The sequence below is a fragment of the Lentzea guizhouensis genome (assembly GCF_001701025.1).
Lineage (GTDB): Bacteria > Actinomycetota > Actinomycetes > Mycobacteriales > Pseudonocardiaceae > Lentzea > Lentzea guizhouensis.
This window is the reverse complement of record NZ_CP016793.1, coordinates 3,338,061-3,355,915: the sequence shown is the minus strand read 5'-3', so window position 1 is coordinate 3,355,915 and position 17,855 is coordinate 3,338,061. Positions and strand designations below refer to the sequence as shown.

Genomic DNA, 17,855 nt, shown 5'->3' with positions numbered 1-17,855 from the left:
GGTCCACGCCGAAGTGTCGCGGCCCTAGCGTGCTGGCCATGACCGAAGAGCTGCTGAACCTGCCCGTGCCGCACGTCCCCGCAGGTGGGAGCGGGGTGGCGTGGCTGCGTTCCCAGGTCGTCCGGTTCAGCGAGGGCGCCGAGCACACCCGCCGGCGCGCGCTCACGACCTCGTTGCTGGAGGGCGTCGACGCCACCACCCTCGACGAGCTGGCCGTCCGGCTCCTGCCGGGCGCGCTGGACGAGGTGGCGGTCATCGCGCCCAGCTACCAGCCGCACGAGCCGATCATGGAAACGGCTGACGCGGCCGTGGAGCGGCTGGTGGCCCGGCACGGGCGCACCGAGACCACCGCGGCCAGGATCGGGCTTCTGGTGCAGGCCTGGGCGGCAACACGGGCGTTCGCCGACCGCTTGACGTCCGGTGACCCGACCCCGCCGGTTCCGCTGACCCGCCGGGCGACCGCCGCGGGGATCGTCGAGGTCGACCTCACCGGCCACCCGTTCGGCCACGGCGCGCACGCCTGCCCCGGACGCGAGCTCGCCACGAAGATCGCCAAGAACATGGCGTTCCGGGCGCTGCACCACCGCGACGAGCCGTTGCTGCTGCCGAACGCCTGGGACCACGCCACCGCGGCCGCGCTGCAGGAAGCCGGGTTCCCGGCCGTCGCGACCACCAGCTTCGGGGTCTCGGCCGCACACGGCGTGCCCGACGCGTCCGGCCTGGCCAAGGAGCACACCCGGACGCTCGCCCGGCTGCTTTCGGCGCTGCCGTGCCCGGTCACCGCCGACGTCGAGGGCGGCTTCTCGGCCGATCCGGACGAGGTCGCCGAGTACGTCGCCTCGCTGGGCGTCTCCGGGATCAACCTCGAAGACGGCCGCGGCGACCACCTGAACAACCCCGCTGAGCAGGCCGAGCTCATCACGGCGGTCAAGCGCCGGACGCCGGGTGTGTTCGTGAACGCCCGCATCGACACGCACTGGCTGGGCGTCGACGCGACGATCTCCGAGGTGCTGACGCGCGCCGAGCACTACCTCGCGGCGGGCGCCGACGGGATCTTCGTGCCGCGACTGCCCCTGCCGGACATCGCGACGGTCACCGCCGCGTTCGACACGCCGCTGAACGTGCTGGCCGGCGAGCCCGTGGAACGGCTCCGGGACCTGGGCGTGCGGCGGATCAGCACGGGCTCGCAGCTCTTCCGCGCCGCCCGCACCACCACCGTCGAGACCGCGAAGGCCCTGCTCAGCCCAGGAACACGTTCCGGCGCTGCGTGAGCAACCGGTAGAGCGTCTGCTGGATCGTCTCGCGCACCTGGTCGGTCAGGTTGAACACGAGCATCGGGTCGTCCGCCGCGTTCTCGCCGAAGGAGTCCGTCCGGATCGGCTCGCCGAACTCGATGTACCACTTCGACGGCAGCGGGATCGCGCCCAGCGGCCCCAGCAGCGGGAAGAACGGCGTGACCGGGAAGTACGGGAACCCGAAGAGCCTGGCCAGCGCCTTGATGTCGCCGATCATCGGGTAGATCTCCTCGGCGCCCACGATCGAGCACGGGATGATCGGCGTGCCGGTCTTGAGCGCCGCCGCCACGAACCCGCCGCGGCCGAAGCGCTGCAGCTTGTAGCGGTCCTTGAACGGCTTGCCGACGCCCTTGAAGCCCTCCGGCCACACACCGACGAGCTCACCGGAGGACAGCAGCCGCTCGGCGTCCGGGTTGCACGCGAGCGTCTGCCCGGACTTGCGGGCCAGCGCGCCCAGCACCGGCGTGCGGAACACCAGGTCGGCGCCCAGCATGCGCATGTGCCGCTGCGCCGGGTGCTCGGAGGCGATGCCGTACGACGTCATCAGCGCGTCGAGCGGCAACGTGCCGGAGTGGTTCGCCACGATCAGCGCGCCACCGGCCGCCGGGACGTTCGACAGGCCGATCGTCTCGACCCGGAACCACTTCTCGTACAGCGGCCTCAGCGGCGGCATCAGCACGTTCTCGGTCAGGTCCTTGTCGAACCCGAACTCGTCGACCTGGTAGTCGCCGGCGATCCGCCTGCGCGCGAACGCCAGCAGGTCGGCCAGCCGGCGTTCCCAGTCCGGCGTCGCGGACTGCTGCTGCGCGGGCTCCGGAACCACCTCGACGTGCCGCGCTCTGCGTGCGGCGTCGCGCTCCGGGTCGTGCAGCGGGATAACGCGTGCTCCTGCCACTGCGTTCATCTCCTCAAGCGGTGATCAGCGGAAACGGGCGGCCACGTCGAGGATTCCCCGTTCCGCGGCCTCAACCGTCTCGGAGTCGACGAGCGGCTTGAGACCCCGGCCGCTCACGTAGTCGTCGAAGGCCTGCTGGGTGGTCCACCGCGGCGTGAACCCGAACTCCTTCTTCAGCAGGGTGGTGTCGACCACGCGCCCCCAGTTGAGGAACCTCATCTGGTCCGGCGAGAAGTCGACGAGCCGGGCGCTCCGGAAGAAGCCGCCGACCGTGGGCACGGCCATGCTGGGCACGGGCAGGTTCAGCCTGCCCGCCCTGCGGATGGCCTGCGACAACAGCAGCACGCCGTCACCGCCCACGTTGAACACACCCGGCAGGTCGTGCAGCGTCGCGCGTTCGAGGACAGCGAGGGCGTCCTCGGAGTGCAGCAGCTGCACGCGCGCGTCGTAGCCCAGCACCGTGGGCACGACCGGAAGCGCGAAGTAGCGCGTGAGGACCGTGTCGATGCGCGGCCCGATGAAGTTGGTGAAGCGGAGCGTCGTGACGTTGACGTCCGGCCTGCGGCGGCCGAACCCGCGCACGTACCCCTCGACCTCGACCGCGTCCTTGGCGTACCCGGACGACGGCAGGTCCTTCGGTCCCATGTCCTCGGTGAACACCGCCGGGTCGCGCGAGCTCGACCCGTAGACGGCGCTCGTCGACTTCACGACGAGCTTGCGCACGTTCGGCGACTTCTGGCACGCGGCCAGCAGCTGCATGGTGCCGATGACGTTCATCTCCTTCATCACCGTGCGACCGGTGGGCCCGGCCGGGTTCGCGGTGACGGAGGCGTGGACGACCGTGTCCACGTTCGCGGTGGAGATGACCTTGCTGATCAGCGGGTTGCGGATGTCGGCCCGCACGAACTCCGCCCGCCCCATCCTGCGCAGCAGGTCACGCGGCGGCGGCTCGGTGTCGACCCCGAGCACGCGCTCGACGTCCGGGTTCGCGGCGAACCGCGCGGCGAGGTGGCCGCCGAGGAAGCGGCTGACTCCGGTGACGAGGACGACCTTGGGCGTCATGCGACTCCAAGCAGACGGGCGTTGCGATTGGTCGATGCTACAAGCCCCACCGGAAACCGCAGGGGGCCGGAACGCCGTCTTGACGCAGGTCACGCAGGCTTCACAGCCCAATCACCCGAACGGCGGCGACCGTTCCCGTGTTTCCGGGCAAGCGTCCCACTGGGTGATATTCGTGCCGGCGCAATCACCCAGCGTGCTCCCGAAAAGCAACCACCGCCGGCCCCTGCGAGAGGGACCGGCGGTGGCGAGAGCCGCACATGGGCTTACTTGCCGCGCTTCCTGCGCTGGACTCGCGTCTTGCGCAGCAACTTGCGGTGCTTCTTCTTCGACATGCGCTTGCGGCGCTTCTTGATGACCGAGCCCATGCGGGATCCTTAGCTCTAGACGTTGCTTTGACTGGCGCGCCCCAGCCTCGGCCGCGGCAAGCGCGGCGCGCCGGTAAGCACGATCGGCCTACCAGTCTACCCGCTGGGGTTCGCCAGCCTGCACCAGCCTTCAGCCGGCGTCGAAGTACGCGTTCTCGAGGTAGGCGTGCACCGCTTTTTCGGGCACCCGGAACGACTTGCCGACCCGCACCGCGGGCAGCTCTCCGGAGTGCACCAGGCGGTACACGGTCATCTTCGAGACCCGCATCATCGAGGCCACTTCAGCCACGGTCAGGAACTGCACCTGAGCGAGACCTGTTCGTTCGTTCTCCTTCGCAGGCATACATCACCGCATCCTTCGACACGTGTCGTGCCGTCGGTCTTCCCCACCGACGGTTCGACACGCACGTGCTGCCTTGAGAGTAGCGGGACAGGTGTGACTCCTGCGACGACCAACCGGTCATGCTTGAAATGTCACGCGGGAGTCCCGCGTTCCCCTGACGGCCACGCGGGGACCCCGCGTACTCCAGGAGAGTACGAAAGCTCCCCGCGTGCGCTCAGTCCTCGTGCTGGCGGCCCAGCTCGACGGAGCGGTCGCGGGCGGACTCGATGGCCGCCAGCAGGGCCGCGCGGACGCCGTGCTTCTCCAGCTCGCGGATCGCCATGATCGTCGTGCCCGCCGGTGACGTGACCGCCTCGCGCAGGATGACCGGGTGCGACTGGCCCTCGGCCAGCATCGTCGCGGCGCCCACGGCCGACTGGATGATGAGCTGGGAGGCCAGGTCGCGCGGGATGCCGAGCAGGATGCCCGCGTCGATCATCGCCTCGACCAGGAAGAAGAAGTAGGCGGGGCCCGAGCCGGACAGCGCGGTGACCGCGTCCTGCTGCGACTCCGGCACCACCGCGACCTTGCCCACGGTGGACAGGAGCTCCTCGACGACCTTGAGGTGCTCCGGCGTGGCGTTGGAACCACCGGAGACGGCGCTCATCGCCTCGCCGACGACCATCGGCGTGTTCGGCATCACCCGCACGACCGGCGTGCCCTCCGGCAGCCGGCGTTCGAACAGGGCCGTCGGGAGCCCGGCGCACAGCGACACGACCAGGGCGCCCGGCTTGATCACCGGCTTGAGGTCGGTCAGCAGCGGCTCGATGTCCTGCGGCTTGACCGCGACGATGAGCACGTCGGCGTTCGCCGCCGCGCCCGCCACCGTGGTGCTCTCGATGCCGTACTGCTCGGTCAGCACCGCCGCACGGGCATCGTGCTTCTCGGTGAACATCAGATCGGCGGCCGGCCTGCCGCCCTGTAGAAGCCCGGACAGCAGCGCCTCACCGATCTTGCCCGCGCCGAGCACCGCGATCTTCGTCATCGGTCAAGTCTCACACAGCAGGTGTCAACGCCAGCTGCCGTGCCTGGCACACCAGGCGCCCCGTCGCGTCGATGACGGTCGCGTCCTCGTCGAACCACTGCCCGTGCACCGCCTGGCAGGTCACGTGGATCCGCAACCACCCCGGCGCCGGCCGCGCCCGCAGCAACGCCGTCAGCTGCACCGTCGGCGACCACCCGAACCGCCCGAGGTTGAACGTCACCGGCATCGACAGGTCGCCGGCCAGCAACGCGAAGTACGGGTCGGGGTGCTCCTCGATCGGCCGCGCCCACAGCTTGAACGTGAGCGACCCGTCCGTGCGCCGGTCCAGGAACGTCGCCGACTCCCGGTCCACCCGCAGGTCGCACAGCGCGCCCACCTTGTAGACCCCGCCGGTCGGGAAGGTCGCCAGCTCGATCGACCCCGGCGGCGGCGCGGCGGGCATCGACGGCAGGTTCGCGTAGTCGGCCCGCAGCTCCGGCATCCGCCCGAGCGTGACCGACGCCTCGACGCACACCTGCCCGCGTTGCTCCAGAGTCACCGCGACCACCGTCGCCGTCCGCCCCGCCTTGCGCAGATCGGTCCTGACCAGCACCGGCCCGACCTCCGGCGCCCGCAGGAACTGCGCGGAGACCGCGAGCGGATCACTGCCGGTCAGCTCGGCCGCCGCCCGCGTCATCACCGCCAGCAGGAACCCGCCGTGCGGCTTGGGCCCCACCGTCCACTCGGCGGGCAGGGTCGCGGTGAAGGTTCCGTCACCGAGCGAGCGCACCGCGCTGGACTTCGAGAAGGTCATGAGCGGCTGGCCAGCGACCGCAGGAAGAAAGTCACGTTGGCAGGCCGTTCCGCAAGTCGCCGCATGAGATATCCGTACCACTGCTCGCCGTACGGGACATAAACGCGGGTCCCAAGACGCACCTGCTCCTCCGGCCGGATGCCGTAGAGCATCTGGTACTCGTAGTCGGTTTTGTCATACCACCGCGCCCGCTCGCCGATGATCTCGATCAGCCGCGGGTCGTGCGTGGCGAACATCGGGTAGCCCTCGCCGGCGAGCAGCACGTTCGCGCACCGCACGTAGTTGAGGTCGACCTCGTGCGGGTCCTGGATCGCGACGTCCGGCGGCTCCGCGTACGCGCCCTTGACGAGCCGGACCCTGCTGCCCGCGTGGCTCAGTGCTCCGCAGTCGTCGAGCGTGCGGTGCAGGTACGTCTGCAGCACCGCCCCGACCCACGGCCACGTCCGGCGCAGCTCGTGCAGGACCTCCAGCGTCGAGTCGGTGGTGGTGTGGTCCTCCATGTCGAGCGTGACGGTCGTCCCGCACTGCTCCGCCGCCGCACAGATCCGCGACGCGTTGGTCAGCGCCAGCGACTCGTCCAACGCCTGCCCGACCGCCGACAGCTTGACGCTGACCTCGGCGTTCTTCGCCAGCCCCGCGCCGTGCAGGGCGTCGAGCAGCTCCAGGTAGGCCTGAACCGTCTTCTCGGCCTGCGCCTTGTCGGTGGTGTCCTCGCCGAGGTAGTCGAGCGTGACCGGGAGGCCGAGGTTCCGCACGACCTCCACCGCGTCCGCCGTCGACTCGCCGGCCACGAACCGCTTCACGACGTCGCGGCTGATGGGGGCGCTGGCGACCAGGTGCCGGACCGTCTCGTTGCGAGACGCGGCCATGATCAACGCTCGCAGTGGGTCCACACCCCGAACCCTAACCCCCTCCCGCCCACCGCTCATCGCACGCGGGGAGCTTTCGTACGGTAGGAGAGCACGAAAGCTCCCCGCGTGCGGCTCAGGACAAGGCTGAGCGCGGGTCGGACGAGGTGCCTTCGGTGGGCCAGTCCAGGTGCAGCCGCGCGAACAGCAACGACTCCGCCAGCATCTCCCGCCGGGCCGCCGGAGACGCCGCCCGCCGCGTGTTGACCTCCAGCACGACCTGCCCGTCGAACCCGCCCCGCGCGAGCATCTCGCACAGCTCCGCGCACGGCTGGGTCCCGCGGCCGGGCACCATGTGCTCGTCCTTCGGCGCCCCCGACCCGTCGGCCAGGTGGACGTGCCGCAACCCGTCGCCCATCCGCTTGGCCAGCTCCAGGGCGTCCATGTGCGCGGCGGCCGAGTGCGACAGGTCCAGGGTGTAGTTGGCGTGGCCGACGTCGGTCGGGTCGATCGAGGGCTTGAACGCCGTCATCTGCACCGAGCGGCCGCGGCCCAGGGGGCGCTTCACCGGGAACATGTTCTCCACGGCGATCGCGATGCCGCTCTCGTCCTCCAGCGACGAGACCAGGGAGGCGAAGCCGTCCGCGTACTTGCGCTGCCAGCGGAACGGCGGGTGCAGCACGACGGTGGGGGCGCCCAGGTCCTGGGCGGCCTGGACGGCCTTGCGCAGGCGTTCGGACGGATCGGGCGACCAGACCCGCTGCGAGATGAGCAGGCAGGGGGCGTGGACGGCGAGGACCGGGAGGCCCGAGCGGGTGGACAGGCGGTCGACGGCGCGGATGTCCTGGGAGACCGGGTCGGCCCAGACCATCAGCTCCACGCCGTCGTAGCCCAGTTCGGAGGCGATCTCGAAGGCCGCTCCGGCGGGCTGCGGGTAGACCGATGCCGTGGAAAGCCCGACCGGGATGCGGGCCGTCAACTCTTCACCAGCAGCATCGCCGCTGGTGAGACCGTGACGATGAGGCCCACGAGGATGGCCAGGAGGGTGGTCTGCAGGTCGTCGGCGCGGCGGATCTTGCGGACCAGCAGCACCAGGCCCACGGTCACGGCCAGTGCGACCACCAGTGCGGCCACGGCCTGGGTGCGCCACAGGAAGTTGAACGCGAGCCACAGGGCCGCACCGCCGAGCACGCCGACGGCGAGCTGGCCGATCATGACCAGCCACTCCTTGGCCGGTGAGCGCTGGGCCTCGTCCTCCGGTTCCTCGTCGGCCTCGCTGGCGTCGTCCAGGCCGGCGGGGCGCTCGTCGTCGTCGCTGTCGTCGTCCGAGTTGAGGTAGTCGTCCTCCGGGCGGTAGACGGCGTACTCCTGCGAGTCGTCGTCGTCCACGTACGGGCCCGCGTGCGCCGCGGTCGACTCCATCGGCGGCATCGAGAGGTCGGTCTTCTGCAGCGCCGCGTCGTCGTCGCCGAACCACGCGTCCGCGTCGTTGCCGGGCAGCGGCTCCGGCAGCGGCGGCGGAGCGGGCGGCACGATCAGCACCGACTCGGTCTCGAGCGCGGCGATCTGGTCGATCGGTGCCTTCGCCGGGATGCGCGGGAGCTGCTCGGTCATCGCCTCGCGCGGCGGGCCGGGGACCGGCATCTGCGCCGACGGCTGGCCCGGCTTCGGCGGGCGATGTTCGTGCGCGACGGCGCCGGCGGTGCGGCCGGGTCCAGCCTCGACTCGGGCCGGCCACCGTCGAGGCGCGAGAGGTCGGGGCGCTGCATGTCCGGCCGGACACGTCCGGGCGCGGCAGGTCGGACCGCGACACCTCGGGCGTGCGGCGTCGGGACGGGACAGGTCGGGACGGGACAGGTCAGGGCGGGACAGGTCGGAGCGCGACGGCTGGTCGCGGACCGGCGGCACCTGCCTGGTCTGCTCGGTGGCAGCGGCGGCGGCGGCACGGCGGCAGGCGGACCTGGTCTGCGCACCTGCGGCGCCACCGGGGCTGCGGCTTGGGCAGCTGCTGGGACGGCTGGGCTTGGGCAGCTGCTGCGAAGGCTGAGGCTTCGGCGGCTGCGGCGTGACCGGGGCGCGACCGGCGGCACCGGCTGGTACGCGGTGCGCTCGGCAGGCGGTTCGGGTGCGGCGCCGGCCGGTCGGCGCCGGGTCGTCGTCGCGCACGGCCATCAGCCGGCCGCTGTCGGACAGGACGCGCTCGATGATCGACTGGGGCGCGGTCTCCGGCTGCTGGACGTCTTCGTCGTCCTCCGCGCGGCGGCGTCGCCGACGTGGCGCCTCCCCTGCGCTGCCGCCGTACTGCGCGAGCAGCTCAGCGACAGTGCGCTGCGTCTGGTCGGATCCGCTCTCTCGACTCATCAACTCCACCGTGCCCCGGTCTGGCTGGTACGTCCAGTATCGCCCTGGTCCGTCCCATCAGTGTGGTCCAGCCGCCGGAGGATGACACCCTCCCGGAGCGCCCACGGGCAAATCTCCAGCTGCGTGAGTGACAGGGCTCGCATCGTTGCCTCCGCGACCAGGGCCCCCGCGAGGAGCTGGTGGGCACGCGAGGTGCTGACACCTTCCAGCTCGGCGAGGTCACTGGCCGACATCCGGGAAATGAACGCGATCAGCTGCCGCAGGCCGGCGTCGGTGAGCACGCGACGCGCCCTGGGCCCGGCAGACGATGGCGCGGCCCCGGTGAGCCGCGCCAGCGTTCGGAAAGTTTTTGAGGTCGCAACCACCCGATCGGGTTCACCCGCGCGTTTCAGCTTCCGCGCCACGGGCGCGAGCTGCTCGGCGAGCCATTCGGTGGTCTCGCGGACCTCGGACCGCCGTGGCGGGTCCTTCTTGAAACGGGTCCTGGTCAGCCGGCCGGCACCCAGTGGCACGGAGAACGCCATCTGCGGGTTCTCGTCGCGCCCGACGGCGAGCTCGAGCGAGCCGCCGCCGATGTCGAGGCACAGCAGCTTGCCCGCCGACCAGCCGTACCAGCGGCGGACGGCGAGGAACGTGTACTTCGCCTCGTCCTCGCCGGACAGGACCTTCAGGTCGACCCCGGTCTCGGTGCGCACCCGGTCGAGCACCTCTGCCGAGTTGCCCGCCTCGCGCACCGCCGAGGTCGCGAACGCCATCAGGTCCTCGCAGCCGGAGCGCTTGGCCGACGCCTTGGCGGCGGCCACCGCGCGAACCAGCTGGTCAGCCCCTGTCTTGCTGAGCATCCCCTTGCCGTCGAGCTGTTCGGCGAGACGGAGGATGGTCTTCTCCGACGTGGTCGGAATCGGGTGGGCACCACGATGCGCGTCCACCACCAGCAGGTGGACGGTGTTCGAACCCACGTCAAGAACGCCCAGGCGCACGCCGGAAACGGTACCTGGTCGTGTCCGTCAGGACTCGAACTTGTAACCGAGACCCCTCACGGTCACCAGGTGCCGCGGTGCCGACGGGTCCGGTTCGATCTTCGACCGCAGCCGCTTGACGTGCACGTCCAGCGTCTTGGTGTCGCCCACGTAGTCCGCTCCCCACACCCGGTCGATCAGCTGGCCGCGGGTGAGCACGCGGCCCACGTTGCGCAGCAGGTACTCGAGGAGGTCGAACTCCTTGAGCGGCAGGCTGATGTCCTGTCCGCCGACGGTGACGACGTGGCGTTCCACGTCCATCCGCACCGGGCCGGCCTCCAGGATCTGCGGGAGCAGGTCCTCGGACTCGCCGCCGCGGCGCAGCACCGCGCGGATGCGGGCGATGAGCTCACGGGCCGAGTAGGGCTTCGTGACGTAGTCGTCGGCGCCCAGCTCGAGCCCCACGACCTTGTCGATCTCGCTGTCGCGCGCGGTCACCATGATCACGGGCACGGCGGAGCGCTGCCGCAGCTGCTTGCAGACGTCGGTGCCGCTCATGCCGGGCAGCATGAGGTCGAGCAGCACGATGTCGGCACCGTTGCGGTCGAACTCCTCCAGCGCCTCCTGGCCGGTGGCCGCGAGCGCCGCGGTGAACCCCTCCTTGCGCAGCAGGAAGGCGAGCGGATCGGCGAAGGACTCCTCGTCCTCCACGATGAGCACCCTGGTCACAGCTCTCCTCCAGTGTCACCCGCGCCGGTGGGGACGAGGGTCGGGTTGGGTTCGGTCGCCGCGGCCGGGAGCCGCAGCGTGAAGGTGGACCCCGTTCCTGGCAGGCTCCACAGCTTCACCTCACCGCCGTGGTTGGCGGCGACGTGCTTGACGATCGCGAGCCCCAGGCCGGTCCCGCCGGTGGCCCGCGACCTGGCCTTGTCGACGCGGTAGAACCGCTCGAAGACCCTGGTCTGCTGGTCCTCGGCGATGCCGATGCCGCGGTCGGTCACGGCGATCTCGACGTGCCCGTCCACCAGCCGGCGGCTGACGGAGACGGGACTGCCGGGCGGCGAGTAGGCGACAGCGTTGTCCAGGAGGTTCGTCAGCGCCGTGACCAGCAACGACCGGTCGCCGGGCACCACGAACCCGCTCGGCTCGTCGGTGGTGATCGAGATGTTCACCGACTCGGCGGCGAGCTTGGACCGCGACAGCGCCTCGTTGATCACGACGTCGATCTCGGTGTCGGACAGCTCCGGCAGCTTCTCCGCGCCCTGCAGGCGCGACAGCGCGATCAGCTCGGTGACGAGCACGCCGAGGCGGGTGGCCTCCTGCATGATCTTCGCGCTGAACCGGCGGACCTCGTCCTGGTCGTCGCTCGCGTCCAGCACCGCCTCCGCGAGCAGCGCGAGGGCGCCGACCGGGGTCTTGAGCTCGTGGCTGACGTTCGCCACGAAGTCGCGCCGGGTCTTCTCCAGCCGCACGGCCTCGGACTCGTCGCTCACGTCGACCACGGTGAAGCCCTCGGTGAGCAGCCTGACCTCGGCGTGCACCGCCTCCGGCTGCCGGGCGCGGCGCTGGCCCTCGTGCGGCGACAGGTCGACGTAGACGACCTCGTTGCTGTTGCGGACGGCCTCCGCGGCCTTGCGCGCGCGGTCGTCGACGCGGTTGTTGCGGACGACCCCGAGCTCCTCGGCCCGCGGGTTGTGCAGCACGACGTCGCCGAAGTGGTTCAGCACCACGATGCCGTCGTGGGAGTCCTGGACGATCCGCTGCATCAGGTCGGCGACCGTCAGGCCCTCCGGGGCCTTCGGGTTTCTGGGAGCGGTGAACCTGCCAACGAAGAATGCGGCGATCACGCCGATGAGCGCGACGCCGATCGACACAGCGAGGTAACCCGTTGTGGTCACGAGGCGAATGGTAAGCAGCTCAGAGGTGTCCTGGCCTAGTGCGGAAGCGTGAACCGTGATACCCGCGACACCTCAGTGGACGGTTGTTCCGTCCCTGGTCAGCCCTTGTTCACCCAACCGTGTCCTAAATCGCCGAAAGGCGCACGCGAACGTCGCGTGCGCCTTTCTCACAATGCGGTCAGCGACCCTGGTTGGCCACCGCGGCAATGGCGTCCTTCGCCGCGTCCGGGTCGAGGTACTCGCCGCCCGGCTTGATCGGCTTCAGGTCCTCGTCGAGGTCGTAGCGCAGCGGGATGCCGGTCGGGATGTTCAGGCCCGCGATCGCCTCGTCGGAGACGCCGTCGAGGTGCTTCACGAGCGCGCGCAGCGAGTTGCCGTGCGCGGCCACGAGGACCGTCTTGCCGGTGCGCAGGTCGGGCACGATGCTCGACTCCCAGTACGGGATCATGCGCTTCACGACGTCGAGCAGGCACTCGGTCAGCGGCAGGTCGGGGCCGAGGTCCGCGTAGCGCGGGTCGGTGTCCTGGCTGAACTCGCTGCCGGGCTCGATGGGCGGCGGCGGGGTGTCGTAGGAGCGGCGCCAGAGCATGAACTGCTCCTCGCCGAACTCCTCCAGCGTCTGCTTCTTGTTCTTGCCCTGCAACGCGCCGTAGTGGCGCTCGTTGAGCCGCCAGTCGCGGCGGACCGGGATCCAGTGCCGGTCGGCGGCGTCCAGCGCCAGGTTCGCGGTCATGATCGCCCGGCGCATCAGGCTGGTGTGCAGGACCTCCGGCAGCAGCCCGGCTTCTTTGAGCAGCGTCCCGCCGCGACGGGCCTCCCGCTCGCCCTTCTCCGACAGGGGAACGTCCACCCATCCGGTGAACAGGTTCTCCGCGTTCCACGTGCTCTCGCCGTGGCGGAGCAGCACCAAGGTTCCGACAGACATGGCGGCTAGCCTGCCATGCCGACCCTCCTGCCGTACCCCGGCCGGTCGCCGTGATCCACGCCATGTTCCTCGTCGGTGTACAGGTGGACCTCCAGCCCGTCCGGGTCGGTGAACACCAGCAGCCACCCGATGCTCGCCTCGATCTCCGGCGAGTGCGCGATGCCCAGCCCGTCGAGGTGCTCGATCCACTCCGCGAGGTCCGCACGGGTGCCGACGGCCCAGTTGACCGGGTCGAACCCGGCGACCGCCCGCGCCTTGTCCGGGTTCTCGCGCAGGCTCAACCCGGCGGCCCCATCGCTCACGTGGCCCGCGACACCGCGCACGACGCCGTCCGCGTCCGCGAACTCCCACTCCACTGCGAACTCGAAGACCTTGCCGTACCAGTCGATGCTCCTGGCGAGGTCGGTCACCGGGATCTTCACGCCTCTGATGCCTCTGAGCTGCGCCATCGCGGGTTCCTCCATTTCGATGCAGACCTTATGCAACGAATACGGTTAGACTGCGCTCGATGAATGAGGAAGTCAAGCGTTCGTACAGCTCACCGCTGCGGGAGCAGGCGGCCCTGCAGACGCGCCTGCTGGTGCGCGACGCGGGCCACCGCCTGTTCGCGCGGGACGGGTTCGTGGCGACGTCGATCAAGAAGATCGCGTACGAGGCCGGCGTGTCCGAGCGGACCGTGTACACGCACTACCGCAACAAGGTCGAGCTGTTCCAGGACGCGCTGAACGTGGCCATCGCGGGCGACGCGGAACCCGTGGCGATGCGGGACCGGCCGGAGTTCGAGGAGGTGCTGCGCACGCCTTCCGCCCGTGACCTGATCGCGGAACTGGTGCGGCGCAACGGCGTCGTGCTGGAGCGGGCCGGTGCGCTGATCATGGCCGGCATCGAGTCGTCCGGCGCTGACGCGGACATGCGGCGGATCTCGGACGAGGGCGAGACGGCGATGAGGGCGAACTGCCTGGCGCTGGCGGAGGCGCTGGTGGGGACCGGGGAGGTGCGTGCCGACCTGGACGTGCACGGGGTGGCGGACGTGCTGACGACGATGCTGTCGCCGCACGTGCACCAGGTGCTGGGGTGGCCGGCCGATCGCTACGAGGCTTGGCTGGTGCACGCGTTGCAGGGCTCGCTGCTGCGGGACCGATGAGCCTGCGTTCGCGAACCGGTTCCTCGGCCTTCGTTCTCGTTTGACCCGTAACGCCGACATGTCCCGGCGCGACAAGGGTGGACCGTCGACCGCGCACGCCAATCGCCGCGGAACCGAACGAGAGGAGCGCCTGTGTCCGACAACTCCGATGCTTCCACCGCGAGTGCTCACACCGAGCAAGGCCCGTTCGCGCCGTACGTGTCCAAAGCGACCGGGCCTGCGACCGGACCGGACTGGATGGGCAGCTACCCGGCTCAGTCGCTGCGCCGGATCCGCGCGTCCGCGACGGTCGAGGAGGCAGGTGTGCAGGCGACCACCGAAGCGGTGGTCCTGTTGCACTCGATCCGCCGCATGCTCATGTGGACGCTGGTCATCGTCCCGATGATCGCAGCCGGTCTTGCCATCACGATGATTGTCGTGTCCGGGACCTAGGCAGCCGGTCCGCGTGCCACCTTCCAGGTCGCACGACGCGGTCGACCGATGAGTTTGCCGCTCCCGCCGGTCCACACCAGCATGAGCGATATGGGCAAGGTCGTCGTGAACAGGTCGATGTCACTGGACGGCTTCATCGCCGGCCCCGGCGGCCGGATGGACTGGATCGTCGAACACCTGCGGGACAACCCGTTCCCCGAGGTCGAGGCGGCCGCCGGCGCCATGCTGATCGGCCGCGGCACCCACGAGACCGCCAGGCAGATGTCCGCCGAGGACACCTCCTACGACGGAGGACCGGTGTTCGTCCTGACGCACCGGCCGCCGGAGGAACCGCGTCCCGGCGTCACGTTCCTCAGCTGCGGGCTGGAGGAGGCCGTCGCCACGGCGCGTGCCGCGGCGGGCGGGAAGGACCTGGAGGTCCTCGGCGCCGACCTCGCGTCACAGTGCCTGCGGGCCGGGCTCGTCGACGAGGTGCTGGTGTACGTCCTGCCGGTGCTCTTCGGTGACGGCGTGCGGTTCTCGACCCCGGAGCTCGGCAGGGTCGACCTGGAGCCGTTCGCCACCACGCAGTCGGGACCGATCACGATGCTGCGCTTCCGGGTGCGCAAGGAGAGCTGAACGCGTGTGTGCCCCGGCACCGCGATGGCGCCGGGGCACACGTTCTGCGAGATCAGGCCTGTTCGCGCGCCCGCAGGTCCTTGCGCAGGATCTTGCCCGCCGCCGACTTCGGGATCGCCTCGATGAACTCCACCGCGCGGACCTTCTTGTGCGGAGCCACGTTCGCCGCCACGAACGCCATCACGGCGTCACCGTCGATCGACGACCCCGCCTGCCGCACCACGAACGCCTTCGGCACCTCCTCGCCGTCGGCGTCCTTCACGCCGATGACCGCAGCGTCGGCGATCTCCTCGTGCGTCAGCAGCACGGCTTCGAGCTCGGCCGGCGGCACCTGGTAGCCCTTGTACTTGATGAGCTCCTTGACGCGGTCGACGATCGAGACGATGCCGTCGGCGTCGATCACGGCCACGTCGCCGGTGTGCAGCCAGCCGTCGTCGTCGATGGTGGCGGCGGTGGCGTCGGGGTTGTTCAGGTAGCCCTTCATGACGTTCGGGCCCTTGCACCAGAGCTCGCCGCGCTCGCCCTCGCCCACGTCGGCGCCGGTGGCCGGGTCGACCAGGCGGCACTCCAGGTTGGGGATGATCACGCCGACGGTGCCGACGGAGATGTCGTCGCGGCCGTCCGGGATGGCGTGGCTGACCGGTGACATCTCGGTCATGCCGTAGCCCTGGACGACGCGGCAGCCGATGCGCTTGCGGACGGCGGCGGCGAGGTCCTCGTCGAGCGGCGCGGCGCCCGAGAAGAGGGTCTTCAGCGGCGACAGGTCGTAGTTGTCGACGATCGGGTGCTTGGCCAGCGCGACGGCGACCGGTGGGGCGATGTAGACGCGGTCGGTCTTGTGCTCGGCGATGACCCGGAGGAACTCGGGCAGCTCGAACTTCGGCAGCGTCACGACCACGCCGCCGATGTACAGGCCGTTGTTCATCAGGACCTGCATGCCGTAGATGTGGAAGAACGGCAGCACCGCGAGGATGCGGGTGTGCGCGCCGACGTCCGAGAGGATCGGGCCGCACTGCACGAGGTTCGCGACCAGGTTGCGGTGCGTCAGCATCACGCCCTTGGGCAACGCGGTCGTGCCGGACGAGTACGGCAGCACCGCGAGGTCCTCTGCCGGGTTGATCTCGACCTCGGGCACCGGGTGGTCGTTCGCGAGCAGCTCCGGCAACGACGGGTAGCCCTCGGCGCCGTCGAGCACGACCACGTCGGTCACGCCCGCCTTCGCGGCGCCCGGTGCGGCGTTCGGCAGCAGCACCGACACCGTGAACAGCATCTTCGCGCCGGCGTCGTGCAGCTGGTGCGCGACCTCGTCCGCCGTGTAGAGCGCGTTGATCGTGGTCGCCGTGGCGCCCGCGCGCAGGATGCCGTGGAACACCACGGCGTAGTACGGCGTGTTCGGGCTCAGGATGCCGACCACGTCGCCCTTGCCGATCCCGCGCGCGGCCAGTGCGGCGGCCATGCGGTCGATGGCGCCGGCGAGCTGCCCGTACGTGAGCGTGGCCCCGGACATGCCGTCGATCAGCGCCACGCGGTCCACCCGGTCGGCGATGTCGCCGAACAACAGCTGGTGCAGCGACACGTCAGGGATCTCGACATCGGGGTAGGGACTGCGGAAGACCATGCGGCGACCTCATTCATTCGCTGTACACCCAGCCTGCGAGGTCATCGTGATCCAGCCCACTGAACAGGTCAAGCAAGTCGGGATCGCTACAGAGACGTTACTTCGCGCCGCTAAATACACTCGAATGGAGCAATCCGAGCACTTGTGATTGCAACCATGTATCTGGGAAGTTGGTCACGCCTCCGCGAGTCGGCTCCCACGCTTACCTCGACGAGCGGACGGCAAGGGCGCGGTTCGTCATCCCCCGTCGAATCGCGTGGCCCGCCTGGGATCCGGAGGCTCCCCCCGTCCACGGATCCACTGCAGCGGGGACCTTTGACGCGGGACGGCTCGATGCGACTCCCCCTCTCTCCCGAGCCGTTCCGCGCTTCACAAAGGCACACTCACAGTAGAGTTCTAGGCCTTGGCTTCCGCCGGTCGAGTGACACGCTTTCGGCGACGCAGCCAGTAGATCAACGCCACCGTGGGCACACCGAACACCAGTGCGAACGGCAGCAGGCCGCCGACACCCACCAGCACCAGCCGCAGGACGTGCACGAGCGCGTCCCACCCGGCCGCGAACGCACCCAGGAACCCGGTCTTCTCCGGCACGGGCGCCGCGATCGGCGTGGTGCTGACCTGCACCGTCAACGTCGCCAGCGCGACCTTGCCCTTCAGCGTCTCGCTGCGCCGCTGCAGTGACTCCAGCTCGCTCTGCCGCTTGGTCAGCTCGCCCTCGATCTGCGCGATCTCGGCCGTGGTCCCGGCTCGCTCGAACAGCACGCGCAACCGCTCGACGCTGGCCTTCTGCGTCGCGATCCGCGCCTCGACGTCCACCAGCTGGTCGGTGACGTCCTCGCTGCGCACCTCGCTGCGCGTGACCTCACCGAACTGCTCCAGGCCCTTCACGACCCCGTCGAGCTCGTTGGACGGCACCCGCACGGTCACGGTCCCGTAGGACTTCGTCGAGTTCTCCTGCCCCGCGAACCCGCCGGCCTGCTGCGCCTTCGTCTTGATCTCGCTGATCGACCTCAGCACGTCGTCGCTGCGCAGGTCGACCGTGGCCGTGCGGACCAGCTGCCGTTCCTGCTGCTGCACCGACTGCGCGGACTGGTTCTGCTGCCCGCTGTTGTCCTGCGGCTTCTGCGCCCCCGGCGTCTGCGCGGACCGCTGCTGCGGCGCGGCGTTCTCCGCGACGGCCGAGCCACCCGAATCCTTCGAGTTCGCACTGCACCCCGTCGCGAAGACGGCCATCAACGCGACTCCCACCCACAGCACTCGTCTGCTCATGCCAGT

Annotated in this window: 20 protein-coding genes; 4 read left to right on the top strand and 16 right to left on the bottom strand. The window is 70.2% G+C overall.

The features are described from left to right. Window positions 1–38 precede the first annotated feature (38 nt). On the top strand, window positions 39–1,271 hold the full coding sequence (locus BBK82_RS54130) for an isocitrate lyase/PEP mutase family protein (protein WP_237048228.1): 1,233 nt from the start codon (window positions 39–41) through the stop codon (window positions 1,269–1,271). On the opposite strand, the gene BBK82_RS16795 is transcribed toward BBK82_RS54130, so the two are convergent. From BBK82_RS16795 to BBK82_RS16735, 14 genes are all read right to left on the bottom strand, one after another. Then, window positions 1,240–2,199: a lysophospholipid acyltransferase family protein gene (locus BBK82_RS16795; protein ID WP_065915849.1), complete on the bottom strand. Its 960-nt coding sequence runs from the start codon at window positions 2,197–2,199 to the stop codon at window positions 1,240–1,242. The genes BBK82_RS54130 and BBK82_RS16795 overlap by 32 nt on opposite strands. Before the next feature lie 15 nt (window positions 2,200–2,214). Continuing rightward, window positions 2,215–3,252: an NAD-dependent epimerase/dehydratase family protein gene (locus BBK82_RS16790; protein WP_065915848.1), complete on the bottom strand. Its 1,038-nt coding sequence runs from the start codon at window positions 3,250–3,252 to the stop codon at window positions 2,215–2,217. Window positions 3,253–3,515: 263 nt separating this feature from the next. Beyond that, the gene (locus tag BBK82_RS47555; protein WP_015105422.1) at window positions 3,516–3,617 is read right to left on the bottom strand and encodes a 30S ribosomal protein bS22; all 102 of its coding nucleotides are present in this window, start codon (window positions 3,615–3,617) and stop codon (window positions 3,516–3,518) included. Window positions 3,618–3,747: 130 nt separating this feature from the next. Beyond that, the gene (locus BBK82_RS16785; RefSeq protein ID WP_030477960.1) at window positions 3,748–3,960 is read right to left on the bottom strand and encodes a helix-turn-helix domain-containing protein; all 213 of its coding nucleotides are present in this window, start codon (window positions 3,958–3,960) and stop codon (window positions 3,748–3,750) included. Window positions 3,961–4,174: 214 nt separating this feature from the next. Further along, window positions 4,175–4,984, bottom strand: a complete 810-nt coding sequence (gene proC / locus BBK82_RS16780) for a pyrroline-5-carboxylate reductase (RefSeq protein WP_065915847.1) — start codon at window positions 4,982–4,984, stop codon at window positions 4,175–4,177. A gap of 10 nt (window positions 4,985–4,994) precedes the next feature. Further along, window positions 4,995–5,777 carry a thioesterase family protein gene (locus BBK82_RS16775; RefSeq protein ID WP_065915846.1) on the bottom strand — a complete coding sequence of 261 codons (783 nt, stop codon included), beginning with the start codon at window positions 5,775–5,777 and terminating at the stop codon, window positions 4,995–4,997. Next, window positions 5,774–6,670, bottom strand: coding sequence for a proline dehydrogenase family protein (locus BBK82_RS16770; RefSeq protein WP_065915845.1), 897 nt, complete (start codon window positions 6,668–6,670; stop codon window positions 5,774–5,776). Before BBK82_RS16770 ends, BBK82_RS16775 begins: the two co-directional genes overlap by 4 nt. A 91-nt stretch (window positions 6,671–6,761) precedes the next feature. After that, window positions 6,762–7,604 (bottom strand): sugar phosphate isomerase/epimerase family protein, encoded by an 843-nt coding sequence (locus tag BBK82_RS16765; protein WP_065915844.1) that lies wholly within the window; start codon window positions 7,602–7,604, stop codon window positions 6,762–6,764. Further along, window positions 7,601–8,986: a hypothetical protein gene (locus BBK82_RS52325; protein ID WP_179953784.1), complete on the bottom strand. Its 1,386-nt coding sequence runs from the start codon at window positions 8,984–8,986 to the stop codon at window positions 7,601–7,603. Before BBK82_RS52325 ends, BBK82_RS16765 begins: the two co-directional genes overlap by 4 nt. Next, complete coding sequence (locus BBK82_RS16755; protein WP_065915842.1) at window positions 8,986–9,966, bottom strand: Ppx/GppA family phosphatase; 981 nt, start codon at window positions 9,964–9,966, stop codon at window positions 8,986–8,988. Before BBK82_RS16755 ends, BBK82_RS52325 begins: the two co-directional genes overlap by 1 nt. Window positions 9,967–9,993: 27 nt before the next feature. Continuing rightward, a complete protein-coding gene (locus tag BBK82_RS16750) occupies window positions 9,994–10,674 on the bottom strand; it encodes a response regulator transcription factor (protein WP_053737067.1) in 681 nt (226 codons plus the stop codon). Then, entirely contained in the window at window positions 10,671–11,843 is a 1,173-nt protein-coding gene (locus BBK82_RS16745) for a sensor histidine kinase (protein WP_065915841.1), read from the bottom strand. The genes BBK82_RS16750 and BBK82_RS16745 overlap by 4 nt, the downstream gene beginning before the upstream one ends. Window positions 11,844–12,021: 178 nt before the next feature. After that, window positions 12,022–12,768 (bottom strand): phosphoglyceromutase, encoded by a 747-nt coding sequence (locus BBK82_RS16740; protein ID WP_065915840.1) that lies wholly within the window; start codon window positions 12,766–12,768, stop codon window positions 12,022–12,024. Between the two features lie 5 nt (window positions 12,769–12,773). Next, complete coding sequence (locus BBK82_RS16735; protein WP_065921133.1) at window positions 12,774–13,217, bottom strand: VOC family protein; 444 nt, start codon at window positions 13,215–13,217, stop codon at window positions 12,774–12,776. A gap of 59 nt (window positions 13,218–13,276) precedes the next feature. On the opposite strand from BBK82_RS16735, the gene BBK82_RS16730 reads away from it, so the two are divergent. The 3 genes from BBK82_RS16730 to BBK82_RS16720 all read left to right on the top strand — a co-directional run bounded on the left by BBK82_RS16730 (window position 13,277) and on the right by BBK82_RS16720 (window position 14,962). Then, window positions 13,277–13,912 carry a TetR/AcrR family transcriptional regulator gene (locus BBK82_RS16730; RefSeq protein ID WP_065915839.1) on the top strand — a complete coding sequence of 212 codons (636 nt, stop codon included), beginning with the start codon at window positions 13,277–13,279 and terminating at the stop codon, window positions 13,910–13,912. Between the two features lie 132 nt (window positions 13,913–14,044). After that, window positions 14,045–14,344 carry a hypothetical protein gene (locus tag BBK82_RS16725; protein WP_065915838.1) on the top strand — a complete coding sequence of 100 codons (300 nt, stop codon included), beginning with the start codon at window positions 14,045–14,047 and terminating at the stop codon, window positions 14,342–14,344. Window positions 14,345–14,392: 48 nt separating this feature from the next. Further along, window positions 14,393–14,962 carry a dihydrofolate reductase family protein gene (locus tag BBK82_RS16720; RefSeq protein WP_335618094.1) on the top strand — a complete coding sequence of 190 codons (570 nt, stop codon included), beginning with the start codon at window positions 14,393–14,395 and terminating at the stop codon, window positions 14,960–14,962. A 52-nt stretch (window positions 14,963–15,014) separates the two neighbouring features. On the opposite strand, the gene BBK82_RS16715 is transcribed toward BBK82_RS16720, so the two are convergent. Both BBK82_RS16715 and BBK82_RS16710 read right to left on the bottom strand, forming a co-directional pair. Further along, window positions 15,015–16,580, bottom strand: coding sequence for a 4-coumarate--CoA ligase family protein (locus BBK82_RS16715; RefSeq protein ID WP_065915836.1), 1,566 nt, complete (start codon window positions 16,578–16,580; stop codon window positions 15,015–15,017). 396 nt (window positions 16,581–16,976) lie between these two features. After that, window positions 16,977–17,849 (bottom strand): DUF4349 domain-containing protein, encoded by an 873-nt coding sequence (locus BBK82_RS16710; protein WP_065921132.1) that lies wholly within the window; start codon window positions 17,847–17,849, stop codon window positions 16,977–16,979. Window positions 17,850–17,855: the final 6 nt, after the last annotated feature.

Bases quoted from the DNA above. Each gene is read 5' to 3' on its own strand.
- BBK82_RS16740 (WP_065915840.1), bottom strand. From the start codon at position 12,768: ATGTCTGTCGGAACCTTGGTGCTGCTCCGCCACGGCGAGAGCACGTGG.
- BBK82_RS47555 (WP_015105422.1), bottom strand. From the start codon at position 3,617: ATGGGCTCGGTCATCAAGAAGCGCCGCAAGCGCATGTCGAAGAAGAAG.
- BBK82_RS16795 (WP_065915849.1), bottom strand. From the start codon at position 2,199: ATGAACGCAGTGGCAGGAGCACGCGTTATCCCGCTGCACGACCCGGAG.
- BBK82_RS16735 (WP_065921133.1), bottom strand. From the start codon at position 13,217: ATGGCGCAGCTCAGAGGCATCAGAGGCGTGAAGATCCCGGTGACCGAC.
- BBK82_RS16715 (WP_065915836.1), bottom strand. From the start codon at position 16,580: ATGGTCTTCCGCAGTCCCTACCCCGATGTCGAGATCCCTGACGTGTCG.
- BBK82_RS52325 (WP_179953784.1), bottom strand. From the start codon at position 8,986: ATGAGTCGAGAGAGCGGATCCGACCAGACGCAGCGCACTGTCGCTGAG.
- BBK82_RS16790 (WP_065915848.1), bottom strand. From the start codon at position 3,252: ATGACGCCCAAGGTCGTCCTCGTCACCGGAGTCAGCCGCTTCCTCGGC.
- BBK82_RS54130 (WP_237048228.1), top strand. From the start codon at position 39: ATGACCGAAGAGCTGCTGAACCTGCCCGTGCCGCACGTCCCCGCAGGT.
- BBK82_RS16775 (WP_065915846.1), bottom strand. From the start codon at position 5,777: ATGACCTTCTCGAAGTCCAGCGCGGTGCGCTCGCTCGGTGACGGAACC.
- BBK82_RS16710 (WP_065921132.1), bottom strand. From the start codon at position 17,849: ATGAGCAGACGAGTGCTGTGGGTGGGAGTCGCGTTGATGGCCGTCTTC.
- BBK82_RS16720 (WP_335618094.1), top strand. From the start codon at position 14,393: ATGAGTTTGCCGCTCCCGCCGGTCCACACCAGCATGAGCGATATGGGC.
- BBK82_RS16785 (WP_030477960.1), bottom strand. From the start codon at position 3,960: ATGCCTGCGAAGGAGAACGAACGAACAGGTCTCGCTCAGGTGCAGTTC.
- proC (WP_065915847.1), bottom strand. From the start codon at position 4,984: ATGACGAAGATCGCGGTGCTCGGCGCGGGCAAGATCGGTGAGGCGCTG.
- BBK82_RS16730 (WP_065915839.1), top strand. From the start codon at position 13,277: ATGAATGAGGAAGTCAAGCGTTCGTACAGCTCACCGCTGCGGGAGCAG.